Genomic DNA, 14258 nt, shown 5'->3' with positions numbered 1-14258 from the left:
GTGGTCCTGCGTTCCCAGTTGCAGGACCGCCTGAACAAACGCCATATCGAAACGCTGTCCTACGCCACCACCCTGCGTGTACGCCTGGAGCGTGAACTCAACGCCCTGCTCTATCTCAATAGCGGCCTGGGCGCCTATCTGGTCGTGCGCAACAGCAGCATGCAGGCCAGCGAGATCCAGGACATCCTGGCCGTCCTGCATCGCAGCAGCCGGCACATCCGGAATTTCGGGGTGGCGGTTGGCTACCGCCTGCTTTATGTCTATCCCTTGCTGGGCAATGAAAGGGCGATCGGCTTGTACTACCCGGATCAGCCGACCCAATGGCCCATGATCCAGAAGATCGCCCAGAGCGGCCTGGCCTTGCTGGCCGGACCGGTGGAACTGGTGCAGGGGGGCCGGGGTCTGGTGTACCGCATGCCGCTGATGCTGCATGGACGCTACTGGGGCCTGCTGTCGACCGTGATCGACTCCGACTCGCTGTTCCAGGCGGTACAGGCCGAATCGGAAGACGATCGCTACGAGTTTGCGATCCGTGGCCGTGACGGACAAGGGCTGACAGGAGGGGCGGTCTGGGGGGCACTGGGCCTGTTCGATCAGCCGGAGGTGCTGGTCCAGGAGATGGACGTGCCCGGGGGGCGCTGGGCCATCGCCGTGCGTCCGCGCCTGGCCGACGACACCCGCAGCCTGCGCGCCTGGGTGCGCGCAGCTTCGGGGGGCGGTGGCCTGCTGGTGGCGACCATGCTCTACATGCTGGTCCGCAACCGCGGCCTGATGGCACACCGGGCCATGTACGACGACCTGACGCGTCTGCCGAACCGGCGCCTGTTCGAGGACCGCGCCCTGATGGCCTTTTCCCGCCAGCAGCGCCAGCCCGAGCAACTGTGCGCCCTGCTGTTCCTGGACCTGGACGACTTCAAGTGCGTGAACGACCTGCACGGCCACAAGGCGGGCGATGCCGTGCTCATGGCCGTGGCCCGCCGGGCGCTGGCGGCCGTGCGGCAGAACGACACGGTGGCCCGCTGGGGTGGCGATGAGCTCATCGTGCTGCTCGAGCATGTGTCCCGGGACATGCTGGAGACCATCGCCCGGCGCCTGCGCAGCGCCATCCAGGAGGCCATCGACTTCGAGGGGCGCACCTTGCAGGTGGGCGTTTCCATCGGGGTGGCGATCTACCCGGAGGACGGCAGCGATCTGGACCAGCTGCTGCACGCGGCCGATGGCCAGATGTATGGCGACAAGACGGCGCGCAAGAACGGCCCGTCCCGGCCGGCGCCACTGGCAGAATAGCGGCCAGCACCAATCAACAGGCCCCGGCCGCATGCCGGGCCGCTCGAAGAGGAAAAAGTCTTGGATTCCCTGTCGCTCGCCTATCCCGTCCTGGCCGCCGTGGCTGCCTATCTGCTGGGCTCCCTGTCCTTTGCCGTCATCGTCAGCCGCGTCATGGGCCTGAACGACCCACGCAGCTATGGCAGCAAGAACCCGGGGGCCACCAATGTGCTGCGCTCGGGCTCGAAGGCGGCTGCCGTGGTCACCCTGCTGCTGGATGCCGCCAAGGGCTGGCTGCCGGTGGCCCTGGTGCAGTGGTATGGCAAGCCCTACGGGCTGGAGGCCGGCACGGTGGCGCTGGTGGGCCTGGGCGCCTTCCTCGGCCATCTGTATCCGGTGTTCTTCCGCTTCGCAGGGGGCAAGGGCGTGGCGACGGCCCTGGGCGTCCTGATGGGGGTGCACTGGGCGCTGGGTCTGGCCACCCTGCTGACCTGGATCCTGATCGCCTTTTTCTTCCGTTATTCCTCCCTGGCTGCCCTGGTAGCCGCCGTGTTCGCGCCGCTGTATTACATCTTCGGCGACGGCCTGGCCTGGTATATGGAAGGAGCGCTGCTGATGGCGATCAGCCTGATGTCGCTGCTGCTGATCTACCGCCATGCCGAGAACATCGGCCGGCTGGCGCGTGGCACCGAGTCCAGGCTCGGCAAGAAGAAATCCTGAGCCGCCGGGCCCCGCCGGCGTCAGCCCTGGGCGGCGTGGGCTGCCAGTTGCAGGATCATGTGGTGGTTCAGGCGCAGCCGCACCAGCGAGGTGGCCAGGGCCGCCTGGATGGCCGGACGGCCTCCCATGGTGCGATGCAGGCGGGGTTGCGGCAGCACCTGGCCGTCGGTGCCGGTGACCACGGCCACATGGGGCAGGTTGGCGCGGTCGCTGCGGCGCATCACCACGGCCAGGGTGCTGTCCTCCAGCCGGACATAGGTGCCGGGCGGGCACAGGCCCACGGCGCGTACCAGGGCGTGGCCCACTTCGTCGTTGTAGGCATTGGCGCCCGTCATGATGGTGCGCACGGACTCGGTGGCGCTGCGACCTTCCCGTGACTTGCGCGGCGAGATCATGGCGGCGTAGCGGTCCACCACCCGCAGGATGCGGATCAGCCGCTTGTGGGCGGGCAGCTGGCGCAGCTCGATCTTTTCGGTGTATTCGTCGTGGTGCGAGGACACCACCTCGATCCACAGCGGGTCGTTCACGCCCAGGCTGTTGGCCAGCATCAGGCCGCCCTTGGGCGCGTGCAGGCGGATGGCTTCGAGCTGGGGCTGGCTGAGTTTCTCGGTCTGCAGGGCCAGCTGGTCCTGCAGTTCGGTCATGGCAATGTTCATGGTCAGCGCCGCATGGACCAGGCTGTCGCGTTCCTTGGGGTCGAGCTTGAGCTCGGTCGCCAGCAGGTGGCTCAGGGTGGCGCAGACCAGGCTGTGCGAGGCGCTGTAACCCACCGAGGAATTGGTGGCGAGCTGGAACAGCAGGTACAGGCCCACATCCGCATCGCGCTGCAGCAGGGCCTGCATCCAGCGGTCGTATTGCCAGACGCGCTGTTCGAACTCCTGCACGCTCAGCGGACTGCCCAGCAGGATGCCCAGGCCGGACTCCAGGTCCGACCACAGGCTCAGCAGGTCTTCGTACTCGTTTTCGTTTTGGACAGTCACGGCGCGCGATCCGGAATTTGAGCCTAGGATACCAGCAGCTTCAATAGCGCCGCTCCAGCACCAACTGGTCGTTGGTGCGCGTCATCTGGAAACGCGTGAGGTAGCTGTTGCCCAGCAGCACGTAAGGCATGGGGGCCGGGCTGACGATGCCTTCGACGTCATAGATCTCGACGCTGCCAAGTCGTACTGAACTCAGCTTGACGATCCAGCCTGTCGTGCTGCCGTTGGCCGTTTGCATCTGGACGGGTTGGCCTGCTTTGTAGTTGATGCCGATCCGGTCGGCATCTGCTGCACTCAGACCGACCACGGATGCTCCTGTGTCGACCAAAAAGGTCACCGATCGGCCGTTGATCTGCCCCGGCGTGCGGAAATGCCCGTTGCTGCCGGCGTGCAGCACGATGCGGCGCTGGTCACCGGCCTCGCCAGCCGAGGGGGGGGCGCTGACCGGCCCGTCGCCGAGGCGCAGGGTCTGGCGCGCACCGCCGATTTCCACCGTGGCCTGGCCGGCCTGCAGGCCGATGAGCGTCACGCCCTGGTGGCTCTGGCCCACGGCCACGCTCTTGGGCGGCCCGCCGTCGACCACCAGCAGGGCCTTGCTGCCCAGGATGCCCGACAGCACCACGGTCTGCGCCTGCACTGCGCCCGTCAGGACGAGGGCGCACAGCAGCAGGAAGAGGCGGCTGATCATGGTGCCGGCCTCAGTCGCGGAAGTTGTTGAAGCTGATGGGCACGTCGGTGATGTCCTTGCGCAGCAGGGCCATGACGGCCTGCAGGTCATCGCGCTTGGCGCCGGAAACCCGCAGCTTGTCTTCCTGGATCGCGGCCTGGACCTTGATCTTGCTGTCCTTGACCAGGCGCTGGATCTTCTTGGCCAGTTCGGCTTCGATGCCGTTGCGCACCTTGATGAGCTTCTTGACCTTGTCACCGCCGATCTTCTGCAGCTCCCCGATGTCCAGGAAGCGCACGTCTACCGCCTGTTTGGTCAGCTTGTTGCGCAGCACTTCGAGGATCTGATCGATCTGGAAGTCGGCGTCGCCGACCACGGTGATCTCCTTGTCCTTGATCTCGATGCTGGCCGAGGTTCCCTTGAAGTCGAAGCGGGTGCTGATCTCCTTGGCGGAGTTCTCCACGCCGTTTTTCACCTTGACCATATCGGCTTCGCAGACGGTGTCGAAAGAAGGCATGACGGTATTTTTCCGGGACTGGTGCAAATGAGAGAATCAGACCGATGTTAGTCGAGAAAAACGTCCCGCTCCAGCCGTACAACACCTTCCGCATCGTTGCCCGGGCCCATACCCTGGTCCGGGTGTTGCAGGAGGCCGACGTGTCCGCCGTGCTGGCCGACCCCGAACTCGGCCCGGCCCCGAAGTTCGTTCTGGGCGGGGGCAGCAACATCGTGCTGACCGGGGACGTGAAGCCGGTGGTGCTGAAGGTGGAGATCATGGGCCGCCGCCTGGTCGAGGAGACGCCCAGGGCCTGGATCGTCGAGGCCGGTGCTGGCGAGAACTGGCATGATTTTGTGAGCTGGACGCTGGCGCAGGGCTGGCCCGGCCTGGAGAACATGGCGCTGATTCCCGGCACCATGGGCGCCGCGCCGGTGCAGAACATCGGTGCCTACGGCGTCGAACTGCAGGACCGCTTCGAGTCGCTGGACGCCATCGACCTGCAGACCGGCCAGGCGCTGCGCCTGGACGCCGCCCAGTGCGGTTTTGGCTACCGCGATTCGGTGTTCAAGCATGCTGCTGCGGCCGGTGGCCAGGCGGGCGGCCTGGGCCTGGCCGGGCGTGCCCTGATCACCCGGGTCAGGCTGCGCCTGCCCAAAGCCTGGAAGCCGGTGCTGGGTTATCTGGACCTGGAGCGCAAGATGGCGGACAGCGGCATCGCCGAGCCCACCCCTCGCCAGATTTACGACTGGATCTGCGAGATCCGCCGCGCCAAGCTGCCCGACCCGGCCGTGATCGGCAATGCCGGCAGCTTCTTCAAGAACCCCACCGTCAGCCCCGAGCAGTGCGCCGACATCATCGCGCGCGAACCCAAGATCGTGTACTACCACCTGGACGACGGCACCGTGAAACTGGCCGCCGGCTGGCTGATCGATGCCTGCGGCTGGAAGGGCAAGTCCATCGGCCAGGCCGGGGTCTACGAGAAGCAGGCCCTGGTGCTGGTCAACCGCGGCGGCGGCGACCAGGGCGAGGATGGAAGTGGCCCCCGCGGGGCCACGGGCGGCGAGGTCATGACCCTGGCCAAGGCCATCCAGACCAGCGTCTACGAGCGTTTCGGCATCCGGCTTGAACCCGAGCCGGTGGTGGTCTGAGCCGGTCCCGTCGCCTCAGTTCGTGCTCACATCGATGCCGCTGAGCGCGCGCTCCAGCGCCGAACGGCTGGGCGTCTCGATGAAAACACACTGTTTACCGGTGCGTTTGCAGTGATCCTTCACACGCCAGTAGGCGTTGTGGCTGATGCAGCCGCTCTGGCAGATCACCAGGTCGGCCGCGGCCAGGGTGGCGTCGAGCTGGCTGCTGTTGTCTTCCGTGCCGCCGTCGTGGTGCAGGAAACGCGCGCCGGTGTGCTCGATCACCTGGCGGTAGATGGGCACGCTGGCCGTGCGGCCGCCCACGCACAGGACGGCGCGCTGCTCCAGGTCGGGCGTGCCAGATGTCTGGGGCGCGCTGCGTTGCTGTAGCGGCAGCTCGTCCAGCCGGTTTTGCAGCTGGTCCGCGCGCTCGCCCTGCCTTTGTGCCTCGGAGCGGGCCTGGGCCAGCTGGCGTTGCAGGGCGCGGATCTCCTCCGCCTGCTGCCGGCCCTGCTGCGTCAGTTCCATGCGCCCGGCCAGCCCTGGCACGTTGGCCTGCAACTGCTCCAGCGCTTCCTGCTGCTGGTGCAGCCGGGTCTGGGCCTGGACCAGCTCGGCGCGCAGGCGCAGGGTTTCGGCCTGCTGCTGTTCCAGGCGGGCGCTGTGCAGGCTGGCCTGCTGCAGGCTGCGCTGCTGGGCATGGGCCAGTTCACGCGCCAGGATGGCGTTCTCGTCGTGCAGGGTTTCCAGCCGGGTCAGGTCGGCACGCGTGACCATGCCGACCTGGTGCTGCAGCATGTGGACCTCGCCCAGGATGCGCTGCTCCAGCTCGGCGTCACAGCGCGGGTGGGTGAGTGCGGCCCACAGGGCGCCGGCCCAGTCGGCGCTGGCGCGGCAGTCCGTCCACCAGGCGCCCAGGGCTTCGGTGCTCTTGAGCTGCTGCGCGGCCCGCAGCACCAGCGCATAACGGTTCTCGAGTTCCTTGTGCAGGGTTTCGGACAGGGGCGAGCGGCGCCGGCATTCGGTGACGACGGTGCAATGCACCTCGTAGTCGCTGTACGGGCCCAGTTTGCCCAGGGTTTTCTCGGCCAGGCGGCGCAGCAGGGGCAGGGGCAGGCAGACCCCGATGACCGGGCAGTAGGCATGGCCGTCGAGCTCCCACAGGCGGCGCCGGCGTGAACTGTTGCCGGGGTGCGGGACCGTCATGGCCGGTTCGACGGCCAGGGGGCCGAGGTGGACGACGTCCGGTTTGGCTTGCAGCTGGCACATGGGACGCGCCTCCTCAATGCAGCAGGCCGCCGCCGGGCAGGGCGGCCAGCGGGTCCGAGGCGCGGGTGACCACCGAGCCGTCGCCAGCCGATTCGGTCAGCAGCACCCAGCGTTCGTGGGGGCGGGCCATGACCTGGCGCAGGCCGGGGCTGGCGTGCGGATGGTTCTTGAGGAAAAAGAGATTCGAGACGATCTTGCGTGCCATCAGCGTGCGCTGGCGGCTGCTGGGCAGTTTGGCGTCGCCGGCCGGGGCGGCCCAGCAGGTCATCAGGGCGAAGGTGCCGGCCACCAGGGCTTCCAGGCAGGGCGGGTTCAGGTCGTTGTCGGCACAGGACATGGGCTCTCCAGACGGGGTGGGGTGATTGCGGTGCAACCGTGCGTTGATTGTAATGAGAATAATTCTCATTACAATATTCAACACCTATCCCCTCAGGGTCTTGTCCTGGTGCCGGAAACAGAAAAGCCCGCACGAGGCGGGCTTTCGGTCGGGAGCCGGGCTGAATTACTTCAGCTTGGTTTCCTTGTATTCCACATGCTTGCGAGCCTTGGGATCAAACTTCATGATCGCCATCTTCTCGGGCATGGTCTTCTTGTTCTTGCTGGTCGTGTAGAAGTGACCGGTGCCGGCCGTGGATTCCAGCTTGATCTTTTCGCGTCCGCCTTTGGTTGCCATGATTCAGCTCCTTAAGCTTGGCCACGTGCGCGCAGGTCGGCGAGCACGGAGTCGATACCATTCTTGTCGATCAGACGCAGGGCGGCGCCGGACACGCGCAGGCGGACCCAGCGGTTCTCGGTCTCGACCCAGAAACGGCGATATTGCAGGTTCGGCAGGAACCGGCGCTTGGTTTTGTTGTTGGCGTGGGAAACATTGTTTCCGACCATCGGGCCTTTACCCGTTACTTGACAGACGCGTGCCATGAGGACACTTCGCTTTCTTCAAAACGGCCGCCACCTGGGCAGTGGGGGCCTCACCTCGCCAGTAGGGTGGCGGTAACCCATGATGGACAGCAAAGTCCAGCAAAGCCCGCAATTATAGCCGGATTGCGGAATGCTGGGCTGGCTTATTCCTGTTGCTCCAGGAAGCGTTGGGCGTCCAGGGCGGCCATACAGCCGGTGCCGGCACTGGTGATGGCCTGTCGGTAGACGTGGTCCTGCACGTCACCGGCGGCAAAGATGCCGGGCACCGAGGTCTGGGTGGCAAAACCCTTGAGCCCCCCTGGGTGACGATGTAGCCGTTTTCCATGGCCAGCTGGCCCTGGAAGATCTCGGTGTTGGGCGCGTGGCCGATGGCGATGAAGGCGCCCTTGAGTTCCAGCTCCTCGGTGCTGCCGTCCACGGTGCTCTTGAGGCGGATGCCGGTCACGCCGCTGGCGTCGCCCAGCACCTCGTCCAGGGTCTTGAAGGTCTTGAGCACGATCTTGCCGGCCTTGACCTTGTCCATGACCTTGTCGATCAGGATGGGCTCGGCCTTGAACTTGTCGCGGCGGTGCACCAGGTAGACCTTGCTGGCGATGTTGGACAGGTAGAGCGCCTCCTCGACGGCGGTGTTGCCACCACCAACCACGCAGCAGACCTGGTCGCGGTAGAAGAAACCGTCACAGGTGGCGCAGCCCGAGACACCGCGGCCCATGAAGGCCTGCTCGGAGGGCAGGCCCAGGTACTTGGCCGAGGCGCCGGTGGCGATGATGAGCGAGTCGCAGGTGTAGGTGCCGCTGTCACCGGTCAGGGTGAAGGGCCGCTTGCTGAAGTCGACCTTGTTGATGTGGTCGTAGACGATCTCGGTCTTGAAACGTTCGGCGTGGGCCTGGAAACGCTGCATCAGCTCCGGGCCCTGCACGCCGTCCGTGTCGGCCGGCCAGTTGTCGACTTCGGTCGTGGTCATGAGCTGGCCGCCCTGGGCCATGCCGGTGACCAGCACGGGGTTCAGGTTGGCGCGCGCGGCGTAGACGGCGGCGGTATAGCCGGCGGGGCCGGAACCCAGGATCAGGACCTTGGCGTGTTTGTTCTGCGACATTCTGTGAACCTTGCTTGTTTCGTGAATCTTTTGGTCAATAATCGATGCGCCGCGTACCGTGCCGCGGTGGATGGCCAGGGGGGAGACCGGAAAACCGGCCGACTTGCCATTGTATGAACTCAACCATGCACGCGCAGAATGACCGAACTATGTCAATGCTGACCAATCAGGATTTGTTGCGCCGGGTTCCGCTGTTTTCCATGCTGTCGGACGACCAGCTGCATGCGCTCGCGGCTGCGGTGGTGAAGCGCCGCGTCAAGCGCGGGGAACGCATCGTCCAGCAAGGGGAAAAATCGGACGCCCTGTCCATCATCCTCTCGGGGCGTGCCCGCGTGCTCATGACCGACACCGGCAACGGGCGCGAAGTCATCCTGGCCACCCTGCAGTCGGGCGACTACTTCGGCGAGATGAGCCTGATCGACAACGACGTGCACTCCGCCTCGGTGGAAGCCGAGACCCAGACCGACGTGCTGGAGCTGGGCCGGTCCGAGTTCCTGCGCAGCCTGGCCGAGAGCGCCCCGATGGCCTACGGCATCATGCGCGGCCTGGTGCAGCGCCTGCGCCACGCCGACCGCAAGATCGGCTCGCTGGCCCTGATGAGTGTCTATGGCCGCGTGGCCAATGTGCTGCTGGATGCCGCCAAGGCCAGTCCGCAGGGCGACATGACCATCCATGACAAGCTCTCGCGCCAGGATATCGCCAAGATGGTGGGCGCCTCGCGCGAGATGGTCAGCCGCGTCATGAAGGATTTCGAGGAGCAGGGCTTCGTGACCCCGCTCGAGGGCGGCGCCATGCTCGTCAAGGAACGCCGCTCCAAGCCGCGCTGAATGCGGCGCTTCACCTCGCGTGAAGGCGCCCTTTTTCTGTCTACATGACCTACCGACTCCACACGCTCAATTCCGAAGACTCCGGCGCCGCGGCGCCTTCGCGCTCCGGCCGCGGCCGCTTCGCAGGCGAGGTGCTGCTTTTCATCAGTTTCGTGCTGTTGGCCTACTGGCTGCTGGTCCTGAGCAGTCACAACCTGCTCGATGCCGCCGGATCCACCTCGGGTGACGGCGCCCCCGTGCGCAACCGGGGTGGCCAGCTCGGCGCCTGGCTGGCCGATGCCAGCTACTACCTCTTCGGCTTCTCGGTCTGGTGGTGTTTTGCTGCGGCGGTGCGGGGCTGGCTGTCGGCGCTGGCGCGCTGGCTGCGCGGCCCGGAATTGCCTGTCGAACCTGCAAGCTCCCCTTCGTGGCTGGCGCGCTTCGTGGCCAGCCGCGCCAGTTTCTGGGTCGGCCTGGCCCTGCTGATGCTGGCCAGCACGGCGATCGAGTGGGCACGTTTCTACAGCCTGGAGCCGCGCCTGCCGGGGCATGCCGGTGGCGTGCTGGGGTATCTGGTCGGGCCGCTGGCGGTGCGCTGGCTGGGTGTCACCGGCTCGGCGCTGCTGGCCATCGGCCTGTGGGTGCTGGCCATGGGCCTGGTGTTCCGTTTTTCCTGGGGCCATGTGGCCGAGCGCATCGGCGGCTGGGTCCACGGTTTTCTCGAATCGCGCCGCGCACGCCGCGAAATGGCGCAGGACCTGGCCCTGGGCCAGCAGGCCGCCCGCGAGCGCGAGGAGGGCGTGCTGGAGGAGCGCGAGGACTTCATCGAACACCACACGCCGCCCGTGCTGATCGAGCCGGTGCTGGTGGAGGTGCCGCAGAGCACGCGCGTGGCCAAGGAGCGCCAGAAGCCGCTGTTCAGCGACATGCCCGACTCCAAGCTGCCCCAGGTCGACCTGCTCGACGGCGCGCAGACTCGGCAGGAAACCGTGGCGCCCGAAACGCTGGAGATGACCAGCCGCATGATCGAGAAGAAGCTCAAGGACTTCGGCGTCGAGGTGCGTGTGGTGCTGGCCCAGCCCGGCCCGGTGATCACGCGCTACGAGATCGAACCCGCCACCGGCGTCAAGGGCTCGCAGATCGTGGGCCTGGCCAAGGACCTGGCGCGCTCCCTGAGCCTGGTGTCCATCCGTGTGGTCGAGACCATCCCGGGCAAGAACTTCATGGCGCTGGAGCTGCCCAATGCCAAGCGCCAGTCCATCAAGCTGTCCGAGATCCTGGGTTCGCAGGTCTACAACGAGGCCAAGTCCATGCTGACCATGGGCCTGGGCAAGGACATCGTGGGCAACCCGGTGGTGGCCGACCTGGCCAAGATGCCGCACGTGCTGGTGGCCGGTACCACCGGCTCGGGCAAGTCGGTCGGCATCAACGCCATGATTTTGAGCCTGCTGTACAAGGCCGAGGCGCGTGACGTGCGCCTGCTCATGATCGACCCCAAGATGCTGGAGATGTCGGTCTACGAAGGCATCCCGCACCTGCTGGCCCCCGTGGTGACCGACATGAAACAGGCCGCGCATGGCCTGACCTGGTGCGTGGCCGAGATGGAGCGCCGTTACAAACTCATGAGCAAGCTGGGCGTGCGCAACCTGGCCGGCTACAACCACAAGATCGACGAGGCCAAGGCCAGGGAACAGTTCATCTACAACCCCTTCAGCCTGACACCCGAGGCGCCTGAGCCGCTGGACCGGCTGCCGCACATCGTGGTGGTCATCGACGAGCTGGCCGACCTGATGATGGTGGTGGGCAAGAAGATCGAAGAACTCATCGCCCGCCTGGCGCAGAAGGCGCGCGCCGCCGGCATCCACCTGATCCTGGCCACCCAGCGCCCCAGCGTGGACGTGATCACCGGCCTGATCAAGGCCAACATCCCCACCCGCATCGCCTTCCAGGTCAGCAGCAAGATCGACAGCCGCACCATCCTGGACCAGATGGGTGCCGAGGCCCTGCTGGGCATGGGCGACATGCTCTACATGGCCAGCGGCACCGGCCTGCCCATCCGTGTGCACGGCGCCTTTGTCAGCGACGAGGAAGTGCACCGTGTGGTGAAGTACCTCAAGAGCCAGGGCGAGCCTGATTACATCGAGGGCGTGCTCGAAGGCGGCACGGTCGATGGCGAGGACGGCCCGCTGGGCGAAGGCGGCCCCAGTGGCGAGAAGGACCCCATGTACGACCAGGCGGTGGAAATCGTCCTGAAGAACCGCAAGGCCAGCATCTCGCTGGTACAGCGCCATTTGAAGATCGGCTACAACCGCGCGGCACGCCTGGTGGAAGACATGGAAAAGGCGGGTCTCGTCAGCGCCATGAGCACCAACGGCCAGCGCGACATCCTGGTGCCGGCGCGCGCGGAGTGAACCCCATGAAAAAACTGTTTGCTATTCTTTCGATAGCTGTCTGCGCCATGGCGGCCCGGGCCGATGGCCTGGGTGCGCTCGAGCTTTTCCTCAAGACCGCCTCCAGCGGTCGCGCCGAATTCACCCAGGTGGTGACGGCGCCGCCACGCGAGGGCCAGGTGGCACGCACGCGCAACTCCAGCGGGACCTTCGAGTTCCAGCGTCCCGGGCGTTTCCGCTTCGTCTACGGCAAACCCCTGGCCCAGACCATCGTGGCCGATGGCCAGACCCTCTGGTTGCATGACCTGGACCTGAACCAGGTGACGGCGCGCTCGCAGGCCAGTGCCCTGGGTAGCACGCCGGCCGCGCTGATCGCTGCGGCGCCCGACATGCGGGCCCTGCAGGCCGACTACCAGCTGGCCAACGGGCCCGAGCGCGAGGGCCTGCAGTGGGTGGTGGCGACACCGCGTGCGCGCGACGGCCAGGTGCAGAGCGTGCGTGTGGGCCTGCGCGAGGTGGAGCAGGGCGGCAAGAAGACGGCCGAACTGGCCGCGCTGGAGATCGTCGACAGCTTCGGCCAGCGATCCCTGCTGAGCTTCAGCCGTGTGCAGCTCAATGTGAGCCTGCCGCCCGAGACCTTCCGCTTCAAGCCGCCGGCCGGCGCCGACGTGATCCGTCAGTAATCAGTTGGCGGCGATGGCCTCGCGCACGGCGCTCAGCTGCCGGCGCGAGACCGAGAGCAGTTCGTCCGTGCCGCTCAGGCGCACCGCCCAGCCCTCGCCCTCCTCGGGGTCGTAGTGTTTCTCCAGCGCCCGCACGGCCCGCCGGGCCACCAGGGCATTGCGGTGCACCCGCATGAAACGCAGGGCGTACTTTTCCTCCAGCTCGCTCAGGGCGCCATCCAGGATGTAGGTCTTGGCCGCCGTGCGCACGGTGACGTACTTGAGCTCGGCCTTGAAGTACAGCACCTCGGCCAGGGGCACGCGCTCGGTCCGCCCGCGTTCCTGGATCAGCAGCACCTCTTCGGGCGCCGCCGTGCCGGCCTCCTGGCGGCCGCGCAGCAGCCGTTCCACCTTCTGCAGGGCCTGCTGCAGGCGCTCCAGCCGCACCGGCTTGGTCAGGTAGTCCACCGCCTCCAGTTCGAAAGCCTGCACAGCGTGTTCGGCGTGCGCCGTCACGAAGATCACGGCCGGGGGGTGCGGCAGGCTGCGCAGGGTCTGCGCCAGCGTCAGGCCGTCGGCGCCGGGCATGTGGATGTCCAGCAGGGCCAGGTCATAGGGCTGGCGGCGCAGCAGTTCGATGGCCTGGGTGGCGTTGGCGGCCTCGCCTTCGATGCTGATCAGCGGCGCCTTGCAGTCGCCCAGCAGGGTGCGCAGGCGGCTGCGGGCCAGGGACTCGTCGTCGACGATGAGCGTGCGCAGACCCATGCTCATGAGAAAACCTCCGTGCTGCGCACCGTGACACTCATGCCGGCACCTCCATGCGCACCTGGTAGATGCCGTCCTTGTGGATGGTCTGGAAGCTGCATTGCACGTCGTGCAGCAGGCGCAGGCGGTCGCGTACATTGTCCAGCGCCACGCCGTGGCCGTGTGGGCCCGGGCCGGATGGCACGGTGTTGGTCACCTTGATCACCACGGTGGAGCCGCGGCGCTGGGTGGAGATGCGCACCTGCGCCCCGCTGGGGCTGGGTTCCACGCCGTGGCGCACGGCGTTTTCCAGCAGCGGCTGCAGCAGCAGGGGCGGCAGGCGGGCGCCGTCGGCTCGCGGGTCGAGGGCCCATTCGAGCTGCAGGCGGTCACCGAAGCGCACCTGCTCGATGTCCAGGTAACGCCGCGCCAGCGCGATCTCGTCGCCCAGCGTGACCGATTCGCCCTGGTCGACCAGGGCATGGCGGAACAGGTCGCTCAGGTCTTCCAGCAGGGCCTCGGCCTTGGCCGGTTCGGCGCGCACCAGGGCAATCGCGCTATTGAGGGTGTTGAAGAGGAAATGGGGCCGGATGCGCGACTGCAGCTCGGACAGGCGCGCCGCCGTATCGGCCGGCATGCGCCCGCGCGCGCGCAGGGCCAGCACGGCCACCAGCACGCCGGCCAGCAGGGCGCCGCTGCTGGCACTGGCCAGCCAGGGCGCGGGGCTGAGCAGGCCGGCCAGCAAAAGCATGCCGCAGCCGTAGAGACCGGCCAGCGCGCCCAGCAGCACGCCCGCGGCGTACTGGGCCGGGCGCGGCAGGCGCCCCAGGGGTTGTTTGAACAGGCAGGCCACGACCAGCCAGAACACCGTGGCGGGCAGGGCACTGCCGGTCAGCAGGGCCAGGCGCACGATCCAGTCCAGCGCCGTGCTGGTGCCGTACATGGCACCCACGGCCACCACGGCCTCCACGAAAAGCACGGCGCGCAGGGCCACGCCCACCTGGCAGGCGTCGTACAGGAGTACGGCGGGCGCGGCGCTGGCCGGGCTTTCCGGAGCCAGCTCCTGGAAGGCCGATAAAATCTGGGTGTCTTTCATGGATGATGGGGATCGGCC

15 protein-coding genes and 1 pseudogene are annotated in these 14258 nt (G+C 66.9%); 6 read left to right on the top strand and 10 right to left on the bottom strand.

Features of this window, described 5'->3' with window-relative positions; all coding sequences use genetic code 11:
* Positions 1-1287 carry a diguanylate cyclase domain-containing protein gene (locus HTY51_RS11925; RefSeq protein ID WP_174252934.1) on the top strand — a complete coding sequence of 429 codons (1287 nt, stop codon included), beginning with the start codon at positions 1-3 and terminating at the stop codon, positions 1285-1287.
* A 69-nt stretch (positions 1288-1356) separates the two neighbouring features.
* Positions 1357-1986 carry a glycerol-3-phosphate 1-O-acyltransferase PlsY gene (gene plsY / locus HTY51_RS11920; protein WP_174254260.1) on the top strand — a complete coding sequence of 210 codons (630 nt, stop codon included), beginning with the start codon at positions 1357-1359 and terminating at the stop codon, positions 1984-1986.
* 20 nt (positions 1987-2006) lie between these two features.
* On the opposite strand, the gene HTY51_RS11915 is transcribed toward plsY, so the two are convergent.
* From HTY51_RS11915 to HTY51_RS11905, 3 genes are read right to left on the bottom strand one after another with little or no spacing between them, the layout of a single operon-like run.
* Entirely contained in the window at positions 2007-2966 is a 960-nt protein-coding gene (locus HTY51_RS11915) for an HD-GYP domain-containing protein (RefSeq protein WP_174252933.1), read from the bottom strand.
* Positions 2967-3006: 40 nt separating this feature from the next.
* Positions 3007-3654 carry a TIGR02281 family clan AA aspartic protease gene (locus tag HTY51_RS11910; protein ID WP_174252932.1) on the bottom strand — a complete coding sequence of 216 codons (648 nt, stop codon included), beginning with the start codon at positions 3652-3654 and terminating at the stop codon, positions 3007-3009.
* A gap of 10 nt (positions 3655-3664) precedes the next feature.
* A complete protein-coding gene (locus HTY51_RS11905; RefSeq protein WP_174252931.1) occupies positions 3665-4150 on the bottom strand; it encodes a YajQ family cyclic di-GMP-binding protein in 486 nt (161 codons plus the stop codon).
* Between the two features lie 44 nt (positions 4151-4194).
* Between HTY51_RS11905 and murB the strand changes: the two genes are divergently transcribed.
* Positions 4195-5280 carry a UDP-N-acetylmuramate dehydrogenase gene (gene murB / locus HTY51_RS11900; protein ID WP_174252930.1) on the top strand — a complete coding sequence of 362 codons (1086 nt, stop codon included), beginning with the start codon at positions 4195-4197 and terminating at the stop codon, positions 5278-5280.
* A 15-nt stretch (positions 5281-5295) separates the two neighbouring features.
* Here the strand turns inward: murB and HTY51_RS11895 are convergent, their stop codons facing one another.
* From HTY51_RS11895 to trxB, 5 genes and pseudogenes are all read right to left on the bottom strand, one after another.
* Positions 5296-6528, bottom strand: coding sequence for a DUF2325 domain-containing protein (locus HTY51_RS11895; protein ID WP_174252929.1), 1233 nt, complete (start codon positions 6526-6528; stop codon positions 5296-5298).
* Between the two features lie 13 nt (positions 6529-6541).
* On the bottom strand, positions 6542-6865 hold the full coding sequence (locus HTY51_RS11890) for a hypothetical protein (RefSeq protein WP_174252928.1): 324 nt from the start codon (positions 6863-6865) through the stop codon (positions 6542-6544).
* 165 nt (positions 6866-7030) lie between these two features.
* Positions 7031-7201, bottom strand: a complete 171-nt coding sequence (gene rpmG / locus HTY51_RS11885) for a 50S ribosomal protein L33 (protein ID WP_057676949.1) — start codon at positions 7199-7201, stop codon at positions 7031-7033.
* 11 nt (positions 7202-7212) lie between these two features.
* Positions 7213-7446, bottom strand: a complete 234-nt coding sequence (gene rpmB / locus HTY51_RS11880) for a 50S ribosomal protein L28 (RefSeq protein ID WP_174252927.1) — start codon at positions 7444-7446, stop codon at positions 7213-7215.
* Between the two features lie 143 nt (positions 7447-7589).
* A pseudogene (gene trxB / locus HTY51_RS11875) lies at positions 7590-8542 on the bottom strand (thioredoxin-disulfide reductase).
* A gap of 149 nt (positions 8543-8691) precedes the next feature.
* Between trxB and HTY51_RS11870 the strand changes: the two are divergent.
* Genes HTY51_RS11870 through lolA form a run of 3 tightly spaced genes read left to right on the top strand, consistent with a single transcriptional unit; the run spans position 8692 to position 12421 of the window.
* A complete protein-coding gene (locus HTY51_RS11870) occupies positions 8692-9369 on the top strand; it encodes a Crp/Fnr family transcriptional regulator (protein WP_174252926.1) in 678 nt (225 codons plus the stop codon).
* A 44-nt stretch (positions 9370-9413) separates the two neighbouring features.
* Positions 9414-11759, top strand: a complete 2346-nt coding sequence (locus tag HTY51_RS18795) for a DNA translocase FtsK (protein ID WP_174252925.1) — start codon at positions 9414-9416, stop codon at positions 11757-11759.
* A 5-nt stretch (positions 11760-11764) separates the two neighbouring features.
* Positions 11765-12421, top strand: a complete 657-nt coding sequence (lolA, locus tag HTY51_RS11860; protein ID WP_174252924.1) for an outer membrane lipoprotein chaperone LolA — start codon at positions 11765-11767, stop codon at positions 12419-12421.
* Here the strand turns inward: lolA and HTY51_RS11855 are convergent, their stop codons facing one another.
* The gene (locus HTY51_RS11855; protein WP_174254259.1) at positions 12422-13165 is read right to left on the bottom strand and encodes a LytTR family DNA-binding domain-containing protein; all 744 of its coding nucleotides are present in this window, start codon (positions 13163-13165) and stop codon (positions 12422-12424) included. It abuts the gene before it with no gap.
* Between the two features lie 37 nt (positions 13166-13202).
* Positions 13203-14240 carry a histidine kinase gene (locus HTY51_RS11850; RefSeq protein ID WP_174252923.1) on the bottom strand — a complete coding sequence of 346 codons (1038 nt, stop codon included), beginning with the start codon at positions 14238-14240 and terminating at the stop codon, positions 13203-13205.
* Between the last annotated feature and the right edge of the window lie 18 nt (positions 14241-14258).

The sequence above is a fragment of the Rhodoferax sp. BAB1 genome (assembly GCF_013334205.1).
Classification (GTDB): domain Bacteria; phylum Pseudomonadota; class Gammaproteobacteria; order Burkholderiales; family Burkholderiaceae_C; genus Hylemonella.
The sequence above is the reverse complement of the archived record's forward strand: the minus strand, read 5'-3'. Positions and strand labels throughout refer to the sequence as shown.

Bases quoted from the DNA above. Each gene is read 5' to 3' on its own strand.
- HTY51_RS11910 (WP_174252932.1), bottom strand. From the start codon at position 3,654: ATGATCAGCCGCCTCTTCCTGCTGCTGTGCGCCCTCGTCCTGACGGGC.
- HTY51_RS11905 (WP_174252931.1), bottom strand. From the start codon at position 4,150: ATGCCTTCTTTCGACACCGTCTGCGAAGCCGATATGGTCAAGGTGAAA.
- murB (WP_174252930.1), top strand. From the start codon at position 4,195: ATGTTAGTCGAGAAAAACGTCCCGCTCCAGCCGTACAACACCTTCCGC.
- HTY51_RS11895 (WP_174252929.1), bottom strand. From the start codon at position 6,528: ATGTGCCAGCTGCAAGCCAAACCGGACGTCGTCCACCTCGGCCCCCTG.
- HTY51_RS11890 (WP_174252928.1), bottom strand. From the start codon at position 6,865: ATGTCCTGTGCCGACAACGACCTGAACCCGCCCTGCCTGGAAGCCCTG.
- rpmG (WP_057676949.1), bottom strand. From the start codon at position 7,201: ATGGCAACCAAAGGCGGACGCGAAAAGATCAAGCTGGAATCCACGGCC.
- rpmB (WP_174252927.1), bottom strand. From the start codon at position 7,446: ATGGCACGCGTCTGTCAAGTAACGGGTAAAGGCCCGATGGTCGGAAAC.
- HTY51_RS11870 (WP_174252926.1), top strand. From the start codon at position 8,692: ATGTCAATGCTGACCAATCAGGATTTGTTGCGCCGGGTTCCGCTGTTT.
- HTY51_RS18795 (WP_174252925.1), top strand. From the start codon at position 9,414: ATGACCTACCGACTCCACACGCTCAATTCCGAAGACTCCGGCGCCGCG.
- lolA (WP_174252924.1), top strand. From the start codon at position 11,765: ATGAAAAAACTGTTTGCTATTCTTTCGATAGCTGTCTGCGCCATGGCG.
- HTY51_RS11855 (WP_174254259.1), bottom strand. From the start codon at position 13,165: ATGGGTCTGCGCACGCTCATCGTCGACGACGAGTCCCTGGCCCGCAGC.
- HTY51_RS11850 (WP_174252923.1), bottom strand. From the start codon at position 14,240: ATGAAAGACACCCAGATTTTATCGGCCTTCCAGGAGCTGGCTCCGGAA.